This window comes from Butyricimonas muris, assembly GCF_046365375.1.
Lineage (GTDB): Bacteria > Bacteroidota > Bacteroidia > Bacteroidales > Marinifilaceae > Butyricimonas > Butyricimonas muris.
In genome coordinates, this window is the sequence record NZ_JBKEIT010000003.1 from 24,191 (window position 1) to 43,079 (window position 18,889).

The following is an 18,889-nucleotide window of genomic DNA, read 5'->3' on the forward strand; positions in this document are numbered from 1 at the left end:
TATGAAAGTATTGATGTTTGGGTGGGAGTTTCCACCACATATTGCAGGGGGCTTGGGAACGGCCAGTTACGGCTTGACGAAGGGATTGGCTAAACATGGAGTCAAAATCATGTTCGTTATGCCTAAGGCCGGGGGTGATGAAGACCAAAGTGTTGCAAAGATCATTAATGCGAGTGATGTAGAAATGATGAGCGAGTATTCTACATTGGACGAATACTGGCAGAACGTGAACTTTATGGAGATCGGTTCCAATCTGGTGCCTTATCTCGATCCGGAAACTTTCGAGAGAACGGTGACAGAAGCGGTGAAGACCGGGGAGCACGGGGAACATATCACTTTCCGTAACAAGTTTCAGTTCTCCGGTAAATACGGGGCGAATCTGATGGAGGAGGTTGCACGCTACGCCATGGTGGCTGGGACGATAGCGGCGCAACAGGATTTTGATATTATACACGCGCACGACTGGCTGACGTATGCTGCCGGGATAGTGGCAAAGAAGGTTTCGGGCAAACCGCTGGTGATTCACGTGCACGCCACGGAGTATGATCGGAGCGGGGAGCACGTGAACCAACAGGTGTATGATATCGAACGGCGGGGAATGGAGGTCGCCGACCGGGTGATTACCGTGAGTAATTTGACGCGTAATATCGTGATCAATCGTTACGGTATTGATCCCGACAAGGTGGTGACCGTTCATAACGCCGTGGATTTTCAAACACGCGAGGACATGGAAGTTGAACGGGGCGTGAAAGAGAAGGTGGTTACGTTTTTGGGACGGATCACTTTCCAGAAAGGTCCCGAGTATTTTATAGAAGCAGCGTACAAAGTCTTGAAACGTTATCCTAACGTGCGTTTCGTTATGGCGGGAAGCGGTGACCTGTTCAACCGGTCTATCCGTCGGGTGGCACAGTTGAAGATAGCGACAAAGTTCCATTTCACCGGATTCTTGCGGGGGGACGACGTGCAGAAGATGTTCTCGTACAGCGACGTGTACGTGATGCCTTCTGTTTCCGAACCTTTCGGTATCTCTCCGCTGGAGGCAATGAGGGCGGGTGTACCCACTATCATTTCCAAACAATCCGGGGTGGCAGAGGTTTTGAAGCATTCTATTAAAGTTGATTATTGGGATGTGGATGCGTTGGCGGACGCCATGTATGCTTTACTGTCTTACCCTGCACTGGGTAAAATGGCGGGTGAACAAGGATTGGAGGAAGTCAATCAGTTGAAATGGGAAAATGCCGCTTTAAAAGTAAAAGAGGTGTACGAAAACGTGTTAGGAATTTAAATTAAGTAATAAAAATAGACGGTTGAAAAGGAAGAAAAGGGAGAAGTCATTTTCAATTTTCAATTTTCAATTCTCAATTAAAAATGTATGGTTATGAGAAAGACATTGTGTTTCTATTTTCAGATACATCAACCGGTGAGACTGAGAAGGTATCGCTTTTTTGATATAGGCAAACGTCATGATTATTTTGACGAGTACGTGAATCGCTCGACAATCCGGCGGGTGGCGGAGAAATGCTATTTGCCGATGAACAGGTTAATCATGGATATAATTAAGCATTACGGGGAGAATTTCAAGGTGAGTTTTTCTATTTCCGGGTCGGCATTGGAACAGTTTGCCCTGCATACCCCGGAGGTGATCGAGAGTTTCCAAGAGTTGGCGAAGACCGGGTGCGTGGAGTTTCTGGCGGAAACTTATCCCCATTCGCTGGCATCCCTCTCGTCTACCGATGAATTCGAGTTACAGGTGAAGCGGCACGTGGAGAGAATGGAGGAGTTGTTCGGTCAGAAACCGGTGACGCTGCGCAATTCTTCGTTGATATATTCCGATCTGATCGGGGAGCGGGTGGCCGCGATGGGATTTGAAGCGATGCTGACGGACGGGGCGAAGCATGTGTTGGGATGGAAGAGTCCGAATTTCCTGTACACGAATGCGGCGAACCCGAAACTGAAGTTGTTGTTGAAGAATTCCCGGTTGAGCGATGATCTTTCCATGCGTTTTGGCGAGCGGGGTTGGAACGAGTGGCCGATCACGGCGGATAAATACGCCCGTTGGTTGAACGAGAGTGCGGCGGAGAGCGAGATAGTGAATCTCTTTATGAATTACGAAACGTTCGGCGAGAACCAATCCGCAGAAACGGGTATTTTCGAGTTTATGCGATCGTTGCCGGAATATATATTCTCCATGACGGATTTCGAGTTTTTGACGCCGAAAGAGGTGGTGAAGAAGCATCAACCCGTGGCACCCTTGCACGTGCCATACCCGATTTCATGGTCGGATGAAGAAAAAGATATTACAGGATGGTTAGGGAACGAACTGCAAACGGAGGCATTCGAGGAGTTGTTCAAGATACAACCTCGGGTGAGGGCGTTAAACGATCAGGCTCTGGATAAGGATTACTGGCGTTTGCAATCGAGCGACCATTTCTATTACATGAGGACAAAACTATTCTCGGATAATGATTTCCACCGTTACGTTTCTCCTTACGAAACTCCTTACGAGGCATTTATTAATTACATGAATGTGTTAAGTGATGTTATCTTGAGGGTGGAGGATATGGAAAAAAAGCGTATACTTGTAGATGAAAAGGACACCGATAAAGAGGAAAGCCCCGTGAAATCAAAGAAAACGACGAGGACGCCTCAAAAAAAGAGTGCGGAAAGTTCTGCGAAGACATCAAAAAAGGTGGACGACAAGGAGAAAAAAGTTAAGTCAAAACATTAAAAAGTATGAACAATTTGGAATTGAAAAATCCCGCCTATTTGTTCGAGGTAAGCTGGGAAGTGTGTAATAAGGTTGGAGGTATACACACGGTGATCTCAACGAAGGTGTTGAGTATGGCCGGGGAATTCAAGAACAACCATATATTGATCGGACCCGACGTGTGGCGGTATGATGTACCGAACCCCGAGTTCACGGAAGATCCCCACTTGTTTAAATCGTGGCGTTTGAAAGCCGCACAGGAGGGGTTGCGTATAAAAGTGGGACGTTGGAATATCGCGGGTAACCCGGCGGTAATACTCGTGGATTTCACCTCGTTTATTCCGCAGAAAGATCAGATACTGACCTCTTTCTGGGATAAGTTTCAGGTGGATTCGCTCACGGGACAGTGGGACTACATCGAACCCGTGTTGTTCGGGTTCACGGCGGGAAAAGTGATCGAGAGTTTCGTGCGTTACCATGTGTCTGCGCGTCAGCAGGTGATAGCGCAATTCCACGAGTGGATGACCGGAAGCGGGTTGCTTTACTTGCGGGACGTGATGCCGCAAATCGGGTGCGTGTTCACTACTCATGCCACGGTACTCGGGCGTAGTATCGCTGGGAACGGGTTGCCGTTATACGATCCGATGAAGGATTATGACCCTGCGGAAACGGCAAGGCGTTTTGGCGTGACTGCCAAACAGTCGTTGGAAAGCAAGTCGGCGGAATGGGCGGATGCCTTCACGACGGTGAGTGATATCACGGCGTTGGAGTGTGCGCATTTCTTGGGCAAGAACGTGGATACGGTTACCCCGAACGGGTTCGAGAATAGTTTTACGCCGGACGAGGCGAATTACCCGAGGAAACGTCAGGAAGGGCGTGATAGGTTGTTGAAAGTTGCTCAGGCACAGTTGGGCAGAGCTGTGGCGGAAGACGCGTTGATAGTGGGTATCAGCGGGCGTTACGAGTTCAAGAACAAAGGACTGGACGTGTTTGTCGAGGCGTTGGGACGTTTGAACCGGAACGCGGAAAACAAACGGGATATACTTGCTTTCATTCTTGTTCCGGCAGGCTTCAAGGGCGTGAACCGGGAATTGGTAAATAATCTGGAACGTCCGTATCAAGCGGTGGAAACCGTGTTACCCTATATGACACACGAATTGTCCGACCCGCAGAACGATCCCGTGTTGCGGAAACTGGGCGAGGAACAGTTGTTGAACCGGGTGGAGGACAAAGTGAAAGTATTTTTCTGTCCGAGTTACCTGAACGGGAATGACGGGGTATTCAATATGCCTTACTATGACCTGCTCGTGGGTATGGATCTGACGGTGTTTCCCTCGTACTATGAACCGTGGGGATACACGCCGCTGGAAAGTCTGGCGTTCAAGGTGCCGACTATCACGACGACTTTGGCGGGATTCGGGTTGTGGGTGGAATCCCATTACAAGAAAGCGCATCCCGGTATCGAGGTGATTCGTCGGGATGACCGGAATAACGAGGAAGTGGTACGGAAGATAGCCGACAAGATAAAGGAGGTTGCCGCCATGAACAAGCGGGATTTTCAAGCAATATGCAAGAACGCGAAAGAAGTGTCCAAGATTGCCTTGTGGGAGAATCTGGTGTCCTATTACAACGATGCCTACCGCATGGCTGTCGGCAAGGTGAACGAGCGTATCGCCGAACTTCCGGTCGTGGAGGAGGAGCAATGGTCGTTTATCGAGAAGAAGAGCGCTTCTGCCACGCCGAACTGGATTTCGATTATCATTCATCGTTCCATCCCGGAACGGTTGAGGGCGTTGGAGGAGTTGACGAATAATCTCTGGTGGTGCTGGAACGAGGAGGCTATTGATTTGTTCAAGAGCATCGACTCGTTGCAATGGATGCTGACCCGCCATAATCCCATCGCCTTGTTGGACAAGATTTCTTTGAATCGCTACAAGGAGTTGGAGAATGACGAGGAGTTCGTGGCACGTTTAGAGGCCGTGTACAATAAGTTCTCGAAGTACATGGAGGAAAAAAAGCAGATGAGTGAGCCTTCTATCGCTTACTTCAGCATGGAGTACGGGTTACATTCGTCATTGAAGATATATTCCGGTGGTTTGGGTGTCCTTGCCGGGGACTACATGAAAGAGGCAAGTGACAAGAAAACCAAGATAACGGGAGTAGGTTTGTTGTATCGTTACGGTTACTTTACCCAGAAATTCTCGGCTGCCGGTAATCAGGAAGCGGAGTATGAGGCGCAGGATTTCACGAAGATTCCGGTAGCCCCGGCGCGTGACGCTAATGGCAATTGGTTGACTATCAGCTTAACCTTCCCCGGACGGGATGTGTATGCCCGTATCTGGAAAGTGAACGTGGGACGGGTGGAACTCTATTTGTTGGATACCGATTACGAGGATAATCAAGAAGCAGACCGTAGTATCACGCACTTCCTGTATGGCGGGGATTGGGAAAACCGTTTGAAGCAGGAGATATTGTTGGGTATCGGTGGAATCCGTGCTTTGCGCAAGCTGGGTATCGAGGCGGATGTTTATCATTGTAACGAGGGACATGCCGCGTTTACCGGTCTGGAACGCCTGCGGGAATACGTGGCGGACGGTCAGCTTTCATTCGCGGAAGCGATGGAAGTGGTTCGCGCTTCTTCGTTGTTCACGACTCATACCCCGGTTCCTGCCGGACATGATTCGTTCTCGGAAGGTATGTTGAAGACTTATTTCTGGTTCGTGCCTGATCGGTTGAAAATCACGTGGGAACAGATGTTGGCTCTGGGACGGGTAAACGCGAACGAGAAGTTCTCCATGAGCTTCCTTGCGGCGAACCTGTCGCAGGAGGTGAACGGTGTCAGCTGGCTGCACGGCAAGGTGAGCCGGGATATATTCAAGGACTTGTGGCCGGGTTACATGCCGGAAGAGTTGCATATCAGTTACGTGACTAACGGGGTGCACTACCCGACGTGGGCGGCTCCCGAGTGGAAAAAGATACAGGGGGGCGTGTTTGGTGAGAAGTTCAAGACGCATCATTACGATAAGGCTTGTTTCGAGGGTATTTATCAAGTGCCCGATTCAATCATCAGCGAAACGCGCAACATCTTGCGTTCCAGGTTGATCCGTCATATCAAGCATCGTTTGGCGGACGAGCAGGTCACGGCATATTTTACCCCGAAACAGATCGTGGATATTCAGGACACGTTGCGGGATGATATACTGACGATCGGTTTTGCCCGTCGTTTCGCGACGTACAAGCGGGCACACCTGTTGTTCCGCAACCTCGATCGTTTGAACGAGATCGTGAATAACCCGGATCGTCCCGTGCAGTTTATTTTCGCAGGGAAAGCACATCCGGCGGATCAAGCGGGACAGGATTTGATTAAACGTATCGTGGAAGTGTCGAAATACCCGCAGTTCTTGGGTAAGATATTGTTCCTGCCGAATTACGATATGGACTTGGCACGTCTGATGGTGCAAGGGGTGGATGTTTGGATGAACACGCCCACGCGACCGCAGGAGGCTTCCGGTACGAGTGGCGAGAAAGCCGCCATGAACGGGGTGATGCATTTCAGCGTCCTCGACGGATGGTGGGTGGAAGGTTACCAGAAAGATGCCGGTTGGGCTTTGCCGATGGAACGGGCATACGAGAATCAGGAATTTCAGAATGAACTGGATTCCGAGATGATATACAATATTATCGAGTCGGAGATCGCCCCCGCTTTCTACGATAAGGCGGCCGACGGGATCTCCGCTTCGTGGGCAGGGTTTATCAAGAACACGATTGCCAAGGTGGCGGCAAACTTCACGTCTAACCGGATGTTGTCGGATTACGAGGATAAATTCTATCTTCCGATGTCCCGCCGTTATCACCGTTTGAGCGAGAATAACTATGCTTTGGCGAATCAGATTGCGGAGTGGAAGAAGAAGGTAAGCCGCGAATGGGATTCCGTGCAGGTAGACGGTTTGATATTACCGGATAAATCCAAACAGATTATTTCTCTCGGGAAATCCTATCAGGCCAAAGTTACTCTCGAGCTTGGGGAATTATCTCTTGACGACGTGGGTATTGAGTTGGTTGCCATGATGAAGAAAGACGAGCGGCTTGAGGTTTGCTTCACGCAGGAGTTCGTTCCCGTTTCTTTCGAGAATGGTAAGGGACTTTACTCGATCGAGGTAACCCCCGATGATCCCGGGCAGTTCATGCTGGGCTTGCGGATATTCCCGAAGAATATCTTGTTACCGCACAGGCAGGATTTTGCTTTGGTGAAGTGGGTTTAGTTAATTTTAGATTTTAGATTTTAGATTGAAGGACTTCGTAATTTTATATTGACGCTTGAAAAGTTTCCCGGGGCGTAAGGTGGTATTCCAGCTCCTCCTCTGTTTATAGAGGAGGTGGATGCGAAGCAGACGGAGGAGTTCAATCTAAAATCTAAAATCGCTAAATCTAAAATGGTATCTAGGCTTTCAATCGCATCGTAAACGTGCTTCCTTTTCCTAATTCGCTTTGTACCGTCAGTGTTCCGCTGTGTGCTTCCACGAAGTCGCGGGAGATGGAAAGTCCTAGACCGCTGCCCTGTGTTTTTGTTCCGGGGACGCGAAAATAGTGATCGAAGATGCTTTTGTGGTAGCGGGGATCGATGCCTTTTCCGAAGTCTTGGACGTACAATTCGATATATCCGTCTTGTGTTTGGCAGGCTCCGATGATAACTCTACTGTTCTCCGCCGAGTAGCGGATGGCATTGCTTAACAGGTTTGTCAATACCCATGCTATCTTCTCGCTGTCAACGAACAATTTGCCGATTTTATCTTCGGGGTATTCCACTTCAATCTGGATATTGAATTTCTCTGCCTGTACCCGGTTCGCTTTTATAGCGTAGTCTATCAATTCTATCGGTTTCGTGATTTTGGGTTTCAGTTGGAGTTTACCCGCCTCGACTTGAGTCATATTCAGCAATTCGCTCGTGATGTTCAACAGTCGTTCCGTGTTCTCTTTGATACTATTGGATAAATCCTCTTGTTCCGGGTTTAGTGCACCGATTCGCTTGTCTTCCAGCAATTGCAGGCTCATGAGAATAGCGGAGAGGGGTGTCTTCAACTCGTGGGAAATCGTGGAAATAAAAGTAGTTTTGGCGGAATCCAGTTCTTTAAATTCCGTGATATTCTTGAGCATGATCACGTACCCTTTCTTTTCGGGGGCTTTGCCGTTTTTACCCGGTTGGGTGATGGTCATGTATTTGGCTTGGAAATAACTTTCTTTATTGTCGGCATAGATTTTCAAGGGTTCCTGCTTCTCCCGCGGGTGTTCGCCGACCAGTTCCCGTATCAGTCTGCGCAGCAGATCATTTCGTAGGGCAATATCCTGTGCCGCTTGGTTCAATATTTCCTCTCGTTTCAGGTTCAGTACATTCAGGGCTTCGTCGTTGATAAAGAGGATTTTCATCTCGTTATTCAGTCCGATAATCGGATCGCTGAGGCTGTTGATGATGGTTTCCATGTATTTCTTTGCCGACATCATCTGTGCCAGCGTGCTGGCGTGATAATCGGCAAGGCGTTGTGCCATACGGTTGAAGTTCTCGGATACTACTGAAAATTCTTGATTATCCTTTATATTCAAGCGTTTCTCGTAGTTATGGTTTGCGATCTCGGTGATGGCGTCGGTTAATTCCTTGATCGGTTTGTTAATCGAGGAGGGGAGGCGTATCAACATGGTTATCCCTATACCGATACATGTAATCCCGACAATAGCGATCCATAACAAAGCTCGGTTCAGACCGGGGGCGGCAGCCGGACTGTCCGGCTCGGTTGCGGTCAGTATTTGTAAGTTTACTACCGACAGGGCGACCAGCAATATGATCATGGCAACCAGAACTCCTATTCCTATCGTTAATTTAGTCTTTATATTCATGATCCTCAGTTTTATTACGCGAGTATAATCAAATCAATGTTCATTTCTCTCGTTGCGTTTAGGAATTTTCTGTATCTGTTGATTTTTATCCATGAAGCAGGCATTCTGAAACTCGGTTGTCCCATGCAGATGGTGGTGATTTGCCTCGTGCGGCAAGTATCGACGATGGTTTTCCACACGTGCGGGGAAGCGATTTGCATCACTTCGCCCCCTAGTTCGGTAGCCAGCTTGAAGTGGTTCAGTAGATGACGTTGCGTGGCGAGCCCGATGCGGTCGGCGTTTTCCCGCGGTGTTTGCACGTAGAGGGCTATAAACGTGGTATTGTAATGCGCGGCGAGTCGGGCGGCTTTGCGGATAATGTGGCGGGGAGTCTTTTCATTGCTGCTGACGCAGGCGAGAAATTTCTCGTGCCGGATACCCATATCCCCGGCGACAACTTCCGTTTCTACCTTTTTCTCTACACGGAAGGCGACCTCTTTTAAGGCTAATTCCCGTAATTGCAGGATATTCTCTGTTTTAAAGAAGTTATTCAACGCCAGTTGAATCTTTTCCGGACGGTAAATCTTCCCGGCTTTCAATCGGTTGATCAGTTCTTCGGCGGTCAAGTCGATGTTCACGACCTCGTCCGCTTCCTGTAACACGCTATCCGGGATACGCTCCTTGACCTCGATTCCGGCAATGTTCTTCACCTCTTCGTTCAGGCTCTCGATATGTTGGATATTGACGGCGGAGATTACGCTGATTCCGGCATTCAGTAACTCTATGACGTCTTGCCACCGTTTCTCGTTCCGGCTGCCTTCCACGTTGGTGTGTGCCAATTCGTCGATGATCACCAGTTCGGGGTGTTGCAGCAGGATTCCTTCCAGATCCATTTCTTCCAGTTCTTTCGCCTTGTAGAATATTTTCTTTCTCGGGATGACGGGAAGCCCTTGCGCGAGGGCTTCCGTTCCGGTACGTCCATGTGTTTCGATATACCCGATCTGTACGTCGATGCCATTCTCCAGTAATTCGTGCGCTTCCTGCAACATACGGTAAGTTTTACCTACACCGGCAATCATGCCGATGTAGATTTTAAACTTGCCTCGTCGCGACCGTTTGATTAGGTCTAGGAAATATTGTACGTTTTCTTCTTTTCCCATGAACTTGTTTTTATTTAGCTGCTTTTTCCAATGCTACATTTAGTTTCAACACGTTTACTTTTTCTGTACCGAACAGACCGAGAAACGGTTTCTCCACGGCTTCCTCCACGATGGACAACACTTTTTCTTCGCTCATCTTCCGGGCTTCGGCTACACGTTTTGCCTGCACGTAAGCGCATTCCGGTGTGATGTTCGGGTCTAGTCCGGAACCGCTTGCGGTTACCATTTCGGCAGGAACTTCACTGCGTTTCAAGTAGGGATGATGCACGAGGAAGGTGTCTACCCGTGCTTTTACCTCGTCGAGATATTCTTGGTTGGTAGGTCCCTTGTTGCTACCGCTGGAACTTGATGCGTCATACCCGTCACCGGCACAGGAGGGGCGTCCCCAGAAATAGATGTCCTGCGTGAAGGTTTGTCCCACGTTGGCGGCTCCCACTATTTTGCCGTCCATCTCGATGATTTCTGCGTTGCCGCCGTTAGGTGCGGCTACTTGGGCGAATAACCACAGTACGAGGATATAAAACACGGAGAAGAAGATACAGAAGACGATCGTGATTCTAAATGACTTTATAAAATTTTTCATGACTTTCAATTAAAAGAATAAACCAACAATTAGATCAATCAGTTTAATTCCGACGAACGGAACGATGATACCCCCTGCACCGTAAATCAGCAGGTTGCGGCGGAGCAGGGCGGAAGCCCCGATCGGTTTGTATTGTACTCCTCTCAAAGCCAGCGGGATCAATATCGGGATAATGATCGCGTTGAAGATGATGGCAGAGAGAATAGCACTTTCCGGACTGTGCAATCCCATGATATTCAACGCGGCAAGTTCGGGGATTGACAGCGTGAACAGGGCGGGAACGATGGCGAAGTACTTTGCCACGTCGTTGGCGATAGAGGAAGTTGTCAATGTACCTCGTGTCATGAGCAACTGTTTACCGATCTCCACGATTTCAATCAACTTCGTGGGGTCGTTGTCAAGGTCTACCATGTTACCGGCTTCCTTGGCGGCTTGCGTACCGCTGTTCATGGCAACTCCCACGTTGGCTTGTGCTAAGGCGGGAGCATCGTTCGTTCCGTCACCCATCATGGCAACCAGCTTTCCGGCGGCTTGTTCCTTCTTGATGTATTCCATTTTGTCTTCCGGTTTAGCCTCGGCGATAAAGTCATCCACCCCGGCTTTCTCGGCGATGTATTTTGCCGTCAGCGGGTTATCACCCGTCACCATCACTGTTTTCACACCCATTTTACGCAGGCGTTCGAAACGCTCTTGAATACCCGGTTTGATAATATCTTGCAACTCGATTACCCCGGCAACCTTCTTGTTGATGCTTACCACTAGCGGGGTACCTCCGTTTGCCGAAATCATTTCGACCAGTTTCGTGATTTCCGGCGGGAATTTATTTCCGGCTTCTTCCGTTAATTTGCGGATCGTGTCAAACGCACCTTTTCGGATCTCGGTACCGTCCTTCAGGTTGATACCGGAACAACGGGTTTCGGCAGTGAATTTAATCATCCGTGCGCCTTCCGTGTGCAATCCCCGCACGCGCAAGCCGGATTCATGAGCCAGCTCGATAACGGACTTTCCTTCCGGCGTTTCGTCAGACACGGACGAGAGCATACAAGCCTCGATGAATGCTTTCTCTTCCATACCTTCCACCGCGTAGAACCGTGTCGCTTTCCGGTTACCGATAGTGATCGTTCCCGTTTTATCCAACAACAGGGTATCGATGTCCCCGGCTGTTTCTACTGCTTTTCCCGATTTGGTAATCACGTTGGCACGTAGTGCCCTGTCCATTCCGGCGATACCGATGGCGGAAAGTAGTCCCCCGATGGTGGTCGGGATAAGACACACGAACAAGGATAGGAAAGCCGCGATAGTGATTACCGTTCCCGTGTAGTCGGCGAACGGTTTCAACGTCACGCACACGATCACGAATACCAGCGTGAATGCTGCCAATAAGATAGTCAACGCGATTTCGTTCGGGGTTTTCTTGCGGGATGCGCCTTCCACGAGGGCGATCATCTTGTCAAGGAAGCTCTCTCCCGGTTGGGTGGTAACCAGTACCTTGATACGGTCGGACAGCACTTTCGTACCGCCTGTCACGGAACTTTTGTCCCCGCCGGCCTCCCGGATAACGGGAGCGGATTCCCCCGTGATAGCACTCTCGTCGATGGAAGCCAGTCCCTCGATGATCTCCCCGTCCGAGGGAATCACGTCACCTGCTTCGCATTCGAAAACATCGCCTTTCTTCAATTGTGAACTGCTCACGTGTTGGATTTTCCCGTCCACGATGCGTTTGGCGGGAGTTTCCTCTCTCGTTTTTCTCAAACTGTCTGCCTGCGCTTTGCCTCGTGCTTCGGCGATTGCCTCGGCGAAATTGGCGAATAGCAGCGTGATAAACAGGATGACGAACACGCAAGTGTTGTAAGCGAATGAACCCTGCTCATCGTTGAATATAGAGTATATCATCACGGCGAACATGATCACGGAGCAAACCTCCACCATGAACATGATCGGGTTCTTTATCATCACCCGCGGGTTCAATTTCACGAATGATTGTTTTAAACTTTCCATTACCTGTTCTTTGGGAAATAGGGAAGTGGTTTGATTGTTTTTCATATCTCAAAAATTCCAATAAATGTTACAAACTTAAATGTTCGGCAATCGTACTCAAAGCGTGCGCGGGGAAGAATGACAGGGCTGCCACGATAAAGATAACGGCAAATGTCATCATGCTGAAAGTCACCGTGTCCGTCTTCAGTGTACCGGCGCTTTCCGGCACGAATTTCTTACTTGCCAGCAATCCGGCGATGGCGACCTGCCCGACGATGGGCAAGAAACGACCGAGAATCAGCACGATACTGCAAGAATAGTTCCAGAACCACGTGTTGTCGCCCAATCCCTCGAAACCGGAACCGTTATTCGCTGCCGATGACGTGTACTCGTAGAGCATCTCGCTCAACCCGTGGAAACCGGGATTGTTCAACCAACCGCCTTCGTTTGCCACGAACTGTGGGGCATGCACGTACAGGTAAGCCGCTAACGCCGTTCCGACCAAGATAATGAACGGGTGCAGCAGGGCCACGATGGATGCTATTTTCATCTCCCGCGCTTCCACCTTCTTGCCGAGGAATTCGGGGGTACGTCCTACCATCAATCCACTGATGAACACGGCGATAATGATAAACGTGAAGTAATTCATCCAACCCACGCCGACACCACCGAACCACGTGTTGATTTGCATGTTCAACATCTCCATCATTCCGGAAAGCGGCATCGTGGAGTCGTGCATACCGTTCACCGAACCGTTGGAAGTCACTGTCGTGGTGATACTCCACAAGGCTGTACCGGCAGAACCGATGCGTACCTCTTTTCCTTCCATCGCTCCGTTTTCCTGTGCGATGCCCAGCTCGTCAATCCGCGGGTTACCGCCCATTTCCTGACTCACGTTAATGCACACGCCAACCAGATAAGCGAAAAGCATCACCCCGTAAATGCAATATCCCAGTTTCCGGCGGCGCAGGTAGAACCCGAACGCGAACGCCATCGCCATGGGTATAAGTAATATGGCTATACATTCCACCATGTTGGACAAGTAAGTCGGGTTTTCCAGCGGGTGGGCAGAGTTTACCCCGAAATAGCCTCCCCCGTTCGTTCCCAATTGCTTGATCGGCACGATAGCCGCGGTTGGTCCCTGTGATACCATTTGCGTGGCGCCTTCCATTGTCGTTACTTCCATTTTGCCGTCGAATCCCATGGGCGTACCCTCGATAATCAGGATAAAACCGACGATTAGCGATAGCGGCAACAGGATACGGGTACAACTCAACACCAAGTATTTCCAGAAGTTGCCGATCGTCCGCGTCGTCTTGGCGGCAAGTGCTTTCATGATTCCTGCCATTGCCGCCATACCGCAAGCGGCAGTGATAAACTGGAACAGCATGATAACGAACAATTGCGTGAAGTACGTCAACCCGCTCTCGCCGCTGTAATGTTGCAAGTTACAGTTCACCATGAAACTGATACACGTGTTGAATGCTTGGTGCGCGGTCTGTCCCTCGTTCCCGTCCGGGTTCAACGGCAGCACATCTTGCGTCACCAGAAGCACCATACCCCAGATAAACCAGAAAAGGTTCACGATCAACAACGCCTTCAAGAATTGTTTCCAGTTCATCTCCTCTTCCGGGTCGATACCGCTCCACTTGTAAATCAATCGCTCGATCGGTTTCATGAAATCCGACCACGTCCGCTCGCCTCTATAAACTTTGGCAATATATTTTCCCAACGGGTAGGCAATCAGTCCCATCAGGAGTATTTGCGCGATAACACCTAAAATTTCCGTATTCATACCGTTTAAAATTTCTCGGGTTTGACAAGAACATACATCAAATACCCGAATGCTATAATACTAATGATAAATAATGCCGTGTACATGATTAATCTCCCTTTTAAATTTTCTCGAACCAATCGATACATTTGTAGAAAAACCAGAAGCAGCCCGCGCCGCTTAGGATACATACCAGAAATCCGAATGAAAATAAATCCATAACTACTCTTTTTTAGTGAATACTGTTGTTTACTCCCCTTGTGTATGCCATCGGCGTACCAAAACGGGTGGAGTAGGGGCAATGTGTTGGTATAAAGAGTGTTATTGCGATGCGGCGGAGAACGCACGGGCGTGCGACCCTTCCATTTTGAAAAGGTTGCCTACCAGAATGGAAAGATGCTATGATTCAGAGATTGGCGATTAGGTGATTTATGATTTTCAATTCTGAATCTTTCCTTTACGGTTGGAATCACCAAATCACCGAATAGTGCACCCGCTTCGTGTGGCCGGTTTACAGTCCGTATTCCTCGATTTTTCGATACAGCGTGGTGAGCCCGATTTTCAACAGCCGGGAGGCTTCGGTTTTATTGCCCCGGGTGTGTTGGAGTACGCGGGCGATATGACGTTTTTCCACGGCGGCAAGTTCAAATTCGGAATGATTTTGTGTGGTGGTTTCGCTTCGCTTATGTTGCAATTCGAAAGGAAGGTCTTCCACCGTCAGTTGTCGGTCGCAGACGATCATGCCGCGTTCCACCACGTTGCGCAATTCCCGGATATTACCTTTCCACTCGGCAGCTTGCAGGGCTTTCAGGTATTCGGGTGTCATGCCCTCTATCGTTTTTCCCAGTTGTCGGGAGAAATGTTGCACGAAAGACCGTGCCAGAACTTCGATATCCTCTTTGCGTTCCCGTAGCGGCGGCAGGTGGATTTGAAACACGGAAAGGCGATAATACAGGTCTTCCCGGAAATGTCCCGCCTCGATCTCCCGCTTCAAATCCCGGTTGGTGGCGGAAATAATGCGCACGTTCACTTTCGTGGGCTTCGTGTCGCCGATCTTGATGTATTCCCCGGCTTCAAGCACCCGTAACAGCTTTGCTTGCAACTCGTAAGCCATTTCCCCGATCTCGTCGAGGAAGATCGTGCCGTTGTCGGCGGCTTCGAACAATCCCTTTTTATCCTTGAGGGCTCCCGTGAACGACCCCGCCTTATGCCCGAATAACTCGCTTTCCAGCAAATCTTTGCTGAACGCCGAGCAGTTCACCGCTATAAAAGTCCGTGCCTCGCGGCGGCTGTTCCGGTGTATGGCTTGTGCGAAGACCTCTTTTCCCGTGCCTGTTTCGCCGGTGAGCAACACGGTGACGTCAGTCGCCGATACTTTCCGGGCGAGTTCCACGGCTTCTTGCAGGCAGGGCGACGTGCCCAGTATCGTGTCAAAGGAATAAGCGCGGCTCTCTTTGCATTTCACGCTTTCGCCGAGATTCTTTTTTGCCTGCTCCATGGCACGGCTGATAAGCGGGATGATTTTGTTGTTATCGTCGCCTTTCGTGATGTAATCGAACGCCCCGTTCTTGATTGCCTGCACCCCGTCGGGGATATTCCCGTGCGCGGTGAGCAGGATCACTTCCATTTCCGGGTAAAGCGTCTTTATCGCGGAAACGAGTTCAACCCCGTTCCCGTCAGGCAGGAAGACGTCACACAGCACGACTCGCGGGCGGTGCAGTTTCAGTTGTTTCAGCGCGGATTGACAGTCAGCCGCTTGGAATACCTCGTAACCTTCCAGCCCGATGATGCGGGAAAGTAATTTGCGTATCTGCGGTTCGTCGTCGATGATTAAAATATTGTCCATATAGAAACGGGGCTATTTCGCCCTGTATTTGTTGTCACGCAGGATAGCGAGTATCTTTTCTTTCAGCTCCCCTTGGATAATGATTTCCCCGTCCTTCACCGATCCGCCCACGCCGCATTTATTCTTCAGCAATTTGGCAAGTTCCTTCAAGTCGTCCTCTGTCCCCACGAAGCCCTGCACGAGCGTCACCGTCTTTCCCTTGCGTTGCTTCGAGTCGAGCGTCACCCGCAGGTTCTGCTTCTCCGGGGCAAGCGTTTCCGTCTCGTTCTCCTCGTCATACTCGTACCGGAAGTCCGGGTTCGTGGAGTACACCACGTTCACGCGTCCTTTCTTGTCGTTCTTGTTGCTCATGGTAGTCTTTATTATTGTTCCTTTTGGCAAAAGTAATATATACAATTGAAAATTGAAAGTTGAAAATTGAAAATGAATTGGTTGTTTTTTTAACCGTGTTCGTTATCTTTGCGGCTTGAAGTCGAAAACGATAGCGGGGCAGAAATAAATTCAATGGACTAACAGATGGATTATGAACAAAATTGTAAGTAAAACTTATTTTTCAGAGAAGGTTGTAAAGCTGGAAGTGGAGGCTCCCTTGATTGCCAAATCCCGGAAGCCGGGTAATTTCGTGATCGTGCGTGTCGGGGAAAAAGGGGAACGTATGCCGTTGACGATTGCCGATGCGGACGTGGCGCGAGGAACGATCACGCTGGTGGTACAGGTGATGGGAGTTTCTTCCCGGAAATTATGCGCGTTGGAGGTTGGCGAATACGTGACGGATTTGGTGGGACCTCTCGGCAAACCGACTCATATCGAAAAAGTAGGTACCGTGTTGGCTTGTGGCGGTGGCGTCGGGGTAGCTCCCCTGTTGCCTATCGTGAAAGCGTTCAAGGAAGCGGGCAACCGGGTGATCTCCGTGATTGCCGGGCGCACGAAAGACTTGGTGATACTGGAGGACGAGATACGGGCTTCTTCCGACGAGGTGATTGTCATGACGGATGACGGCAGTTACGGGAAAAAGGGATTAATCACCGAGGGTATGGAGGAAGTGATCGCCCGCGAGAAAGTGGATTTCGCGGTGACCATCGGTCCGGCTATCATGATGAAATTCTGCGAGAAAGTAACCCGGAAACACGACATACCGACGGTAGCGAGTTTGAACGCCATTATGGTCGACGGTACCGGGATGTGCGGTGCCTGCCGCGTGACGGTAGGCGGGAAGACCCGTTTTACCTGCGTGGACGGTCCGGAGTTCGACGCGCACCAGATAGACTTTGACGAGATTCTTGCCCGTCTGGGTGGTTTCAAGGATGATGAAGCCGTTAAATTACAACATGAAGCGGAAGTAAAACACGAGAATATAGAGGTGAAGAGTGGCGTGAGCGACCGTAACGAGGCGTGGCGTCAGGAACTTCGCCAGAAAGTGGCGGGAAAAGAACGTACCGCGATCGAGCGGGTGGTGATGCCCGAGACACCTGCCGCCGAGCGTATCAAGAGCCAGCGCATCGAGGTAAACTTGGGGCTGACGGCGGATATGGCCGTGCGGGAGGCAACGCGTTGTATGGACTGCGTGACGCCGACGTGCATGGAAGGTTGTCCCGTGAGTATCGACATCCCCGGTTTCATCAAGAACATCGAGCGGGGTGAGTTCTTGCAGGCGGCTGCCGTGTTGAAGCGCACGAGTGCCCTCCCGGCAGTGTGCGGGCGGGTATGCCCGCAGGAGAAACAATGCGAGTCCAAGTGTTTCTATTTACAGAAATTGAAAAAGCCGTCGGTGGCTATCGGTTATCTGGAGCGTTTCGCCTCGGATTACGAGCGGGAATCCGGACATATATCCGTGCCCGAGGTTGCCCCGGCTAACGGTATAAAAGTAGCGGTGATCGGTTCCGGTCCTTCCGGGCTGTCTTGTGCCGGGGATCTGGCAAAGAGAGGGTATGACGTTACCGTGTTCGAGGCGTTGCACGAGATTGGCGGCGTGTTGAAATACGGTATCCCGGAATTTCGTTTGCCCAATAGCGTGGTGGACGTGGAGATCGAGAACCTGAAGAAAATGGGCGTGAAGTTCGTCACGAACTTTATCGTGGGAATGACCGACAGCGTGGCTGATTTGAAAGCGGAAGGGTTCAAGGCGTTCTACGTGGCTTCGGGAGCGGGACTTCCCCGTTTCATGAATATTCCCGGGGAGAACTACAACGGTATCCTTTCCTCCAACGAGTACCTGACGCGGGTAAACCTGATGGGTGCCGACAGCGAGGATTCCGATACCCCGGTATATCACGGTCGTAACGTGGTGGTCGTGGGTGGCGGTAACACGGCGATGGATTCCGTGCGCACGGCGAAACGGCTGGGAGCCGAACGCGCGATGATTGTCTACCGTCGGAGCGAGGAGGAAATGCCTGCCCGTCTGGAAGAAGTGAAACACGCCAAGGAAGAAGGATGCGAGTTTATCACGTTGACGAATCCCGTGGAGTATATCGCTGACGAACGGGGACGCGTGAAACAAGTACGGGTGCAGAAGATGGAATTGGGAGAACCCGATGCCAGCGGACGTCGCAGCCCGGTACCGGTGGAAGGTTCCGAGTACACGATTGATGCCGACGTGGTGGTGGTGGCAGTGGGTGTATCGCCCAACCCGATTATCCCGAATTCTGTTGCCGGACTGGAAGTTTCCCGCAAGGGCACAATCGTGGTCAACGACGAAACGATGCAATCCAACCTGTCCGACCTCTTCGCCGGGGGTGACATCGTGCGGGGTGGTGCTACCGTGATTCTCGCCATGGGTGACGGTCGTCGTGCCGCGCGACATATTGACGAGATGTTCAAAGCTTGAAGTCGCCTTTGTTTAGAGTCGCCTTCGGCGAATTGCAAGTTGCAAGTTGCAAGTTGCATTTGCCGAAGGCGGCAAGTTACAGGTCGCTTTTCTAGCGTTTCGGAATGTATTTCAGTTCCTCCTCTGTTTATAGAGGAAACTGGCGAGTAA

Annotated in this window: 12 protein-coding genes; 4 read left to right on the top strand and 8 right to left on the bottom strand. The window is 50.4% G+C overall.

Going from position 1 to position 18,889, the window contains the following annotated elements; all coding sequences use genetic code 11:
- Nucleotide 1: 1 nt before the first annotated feature.
- From ACK8P8_RS05460 to glgP, 3 genes are all read left to right on the top strand, one after another.
- Nucleotides 2-1,285 (top strand): glycosyltransferase family 4 protein, encoded by a 1,284-nt coding sequence (locus ACK8P8_RS05460; RefSeq protein WP_099291986.1) that lies wholly within the window; start codon nt 2-4, stop codon nt 1,283-1,285.
- Nucleotides 1,286-1,378: 93 nt separating this feature from the next.
- Nucleotides 1,379-2,728, top strand: a complete 1,350-nt coding sequence (locus tag ACK8P8_RS05465; RefSeq protein WP_099291987.1) for a glycoside hydrolase family 57 protein — start codon at nt 1,379-1,381, stop codon at nt 2,726-2,728.
- A 5-nt stretch (nt 2,729-2,733) separates the two neighbouring features.
- Entirely contained in the window at nt 2,734-6,969 is a 4,236-nt protein-coding gene (gene glgP, locus ACK8P8_RS05470) for an alpha-glucan family phosphorylase (protein WP_410025605.1), read from the top strand.
- A 178-nt stretch (nt 6,970-7,147) separates the two neighbouring features.
- Here the strand turns inward: glgP and ACK8P8_RS05475 are convergent, their stop codons facing one another.
- From ACK8P8_RS05475 to ACK8P8_RS05510, 8 genes are all read right to left on the bottom strand, one after another.
- Nucleotides 7,148-8,596: a HAMP domain-containing sensor histidine kinase gene (locus ACK8P8_RS05475; RefSeq protein ID WP_410025606.1), complete on the bottom strand. Its 1,449-nt coding sequence runs from the start codon at nt 8,594-8,596 to the stop codon at nt 7,148-7,150.
- Nucleotides 8,597-8,610: 14 nt separating this feature from the next.
- Complete coding sequence (locus ACK8P8_RS05480; protein ID WP_410025607.1) at nt 8,611-9,735, bottom strand: sensor protein KdpD; 1,125 nt, start codon at nt 9,733-9,735, stop codon at nt 8,611-8,613.
- Between the two features lie 10 nt (nt 9,736-9,745).
- Complete coding sequence (locus ACK8P8_RS05485) at nt 9,746-10,318, bottom strand: K(+)-transporting ATPase subunit C (protein WP_410025608.1); 573 nt, start codon at nt 10,316-10,318, stop codon at nt 9,746-9,748.
- A 9-nt stretch (nt 10,319-10,327) separates the two neighbouring features.
- Nucleotides 10,328-12,361: a potassium-transporting ATPase subunit KdpB gene (gene kdpB / locus ACK8P8_RS05490; protein ID WP_410025609.1), complete on the bottom strand. Its 2,034-nt coding sequence runs from the start codon at nt 12,359-12,361 to the stop codon at nt 10,328-10,330.
- Between the two features lie 22 nt (nt 12,362-12,383).
- On the bottom strand, nt 12,384-14,090 hold the full coding sequence (gene kdpA, locus ACK8P8_RS05495; RefSeq protein WP_410025610.1) for a potassium-transporting ATPase subunit KdpA: 1,707 nt from the start codon (nt 14,088-14,090) through the stop codon (nt 12,384-12,386).
- A gap of 5 nt (nt 14,091-14,095) precedes the next feature.
- Entirely contained in the window at nt 14,096-14,218 is a 123-nt protein-coding gene (locus ACK8P8_RS05500; RefSeq protein WP_222621151.1) for a potassium-transporting ATPase subunit F, read from the bottom strand.
- A 362-nt stretch (nt 14,219-14,580) separates the two neighbouring features.
- Nucleotides 14,581-15,915, bottom strand: a complete 1,335-nt coding sequence (locus ACK8P8_RS05505) for a sigma-54-dependent transcriptional regulator (RefSeq protein WP_227215167.1) — start codon at nt 15,913-15,915, stop codon at nt 14,581-14,583.
- A 12-nt stretch (nt 15,916-15,927) separates the two neighbouring features.
- Nucleotides 15,928-16,266 (bottom strand): translation initiation factor, encoded by a 339-nt coding sequence (locus ACK8P8_RS05510; RefSeq protein ID WP_186975030.1) that lies wholly within the window; start codon nt 16,264-16,266, stop codon nt 15,928-15,930.
- Between the two features lie 172 nt (nt 16,267-16,438).
- On the opposite strand from ACK8P8_RS05510, the gene ACK8P8_RS05515 reads away from it, so the two are divergent.
- A complete protein-coding gene (locus ACK8P8_RS05515; RefSeq protein ID WP_227215169.1) occupies nt 16,439-18,739 on the top strand; it encodes a bifunctional dihydroorotate dehydrogenase B NAD binding subunit/NADPH-dependent glutamate synthase in 2,301 nt (766 codons plus the stop codon).
- The last annotated feature ends 150 nt before the right edge of the window (nt 18,740-18,889 follow it).

What these genes read in the sequence shown, in the direction of transcription:
- ACK8P8_RS05485 (WP_410025608.1), bottom strand. Translation starts at nt 10,318, where the DNA reads ATGAAAAATTTTATAAAGTCATTTAGAATCACGATCGTCTTCTGTATC.
- kdpA (WP_410025610.1), bottom strand. Translation starts at nt 14,090, where the DNA reads ATGAATACGGAAATTTTAGGTGTTATCGCGCAAATACTCCTGATGGGA.
- ACK8P8_RS05500 (WP_222621151.1), bottom strand. Translation starts at nt 14,218, where the DNA reads ATGTATCGATTGGTTCGAGAAAATTTAAAAGGGAGATTAATCATGTAC.
- ACK8P8_RS05465 (WP_099291987.1), top strand. Translation starts at nt 1,379, where the DNA reads ATGAGAAAGACATTGTGTTTCTATTTTCAGATACATCAACCGGTGAGA.
- ACK8P8_RS05480 (WP_410025607.1), bottom strand. Translation starts at nt 9,735, where the DNA reads ATGGGAAAAGAAGAAAACGTACAATATTTCCTAGACCTAATCAAACGG.
- ACK8P8_RS05460 (WP_099291986.1), top strand. Translation starts at nt 2, where the DNA reads ATGAAAGTATTGATGTTTGGGTGGGAGTTTCCACCACATATTGCAGGG.
- ACK8P8_RS05505 (WP_227215167.1), bottom strand. Translation starts at nt 15,915, where the DNA reads ATGGACAATATTTTAATCATCGACGACGAACCGCAGATACGCAAATTA.
- ACK8P8_RS05510 (WP_186975030.1), bottom strand. Translation starts at nt 16,266, where the DNA reads ATGAGCAACAAGAACGACAAGAAAGGACGCGTGAACGTGGTGTACTCC.
- ACK8P8_RS05475 (WP_410025606.1), bottom strand. Translation starts at nt 8,596, where the DNA reads ATGAATATAAAGACTAAATTAACGATAGGAATAGGAGTTCTGGTTGCC.
- kdpB (WP_410025609.1), bottom strand. Translation starts at nt 12,361, where the DNA reads ATGAAAAACAATCAAACCACTTCCCTATTTCCCAAAGAACAGGTAATG.
- glgP (WP_410025605.1), top strand. Translation starts at nt 2,734, where the DNA reads ATGAACAATTTGGAATTGAAAAATCCCGCCTATTTGTTCGAGGTAAGC.
- ACK8P8_RS05515 (WP_227215169.1), top strand. Translation starts at nt 16,439, where the DNA reads ATGAACAAAATTGTAAGTAAAACTTATTTTTCAGAGAAGGTTGTAAAG.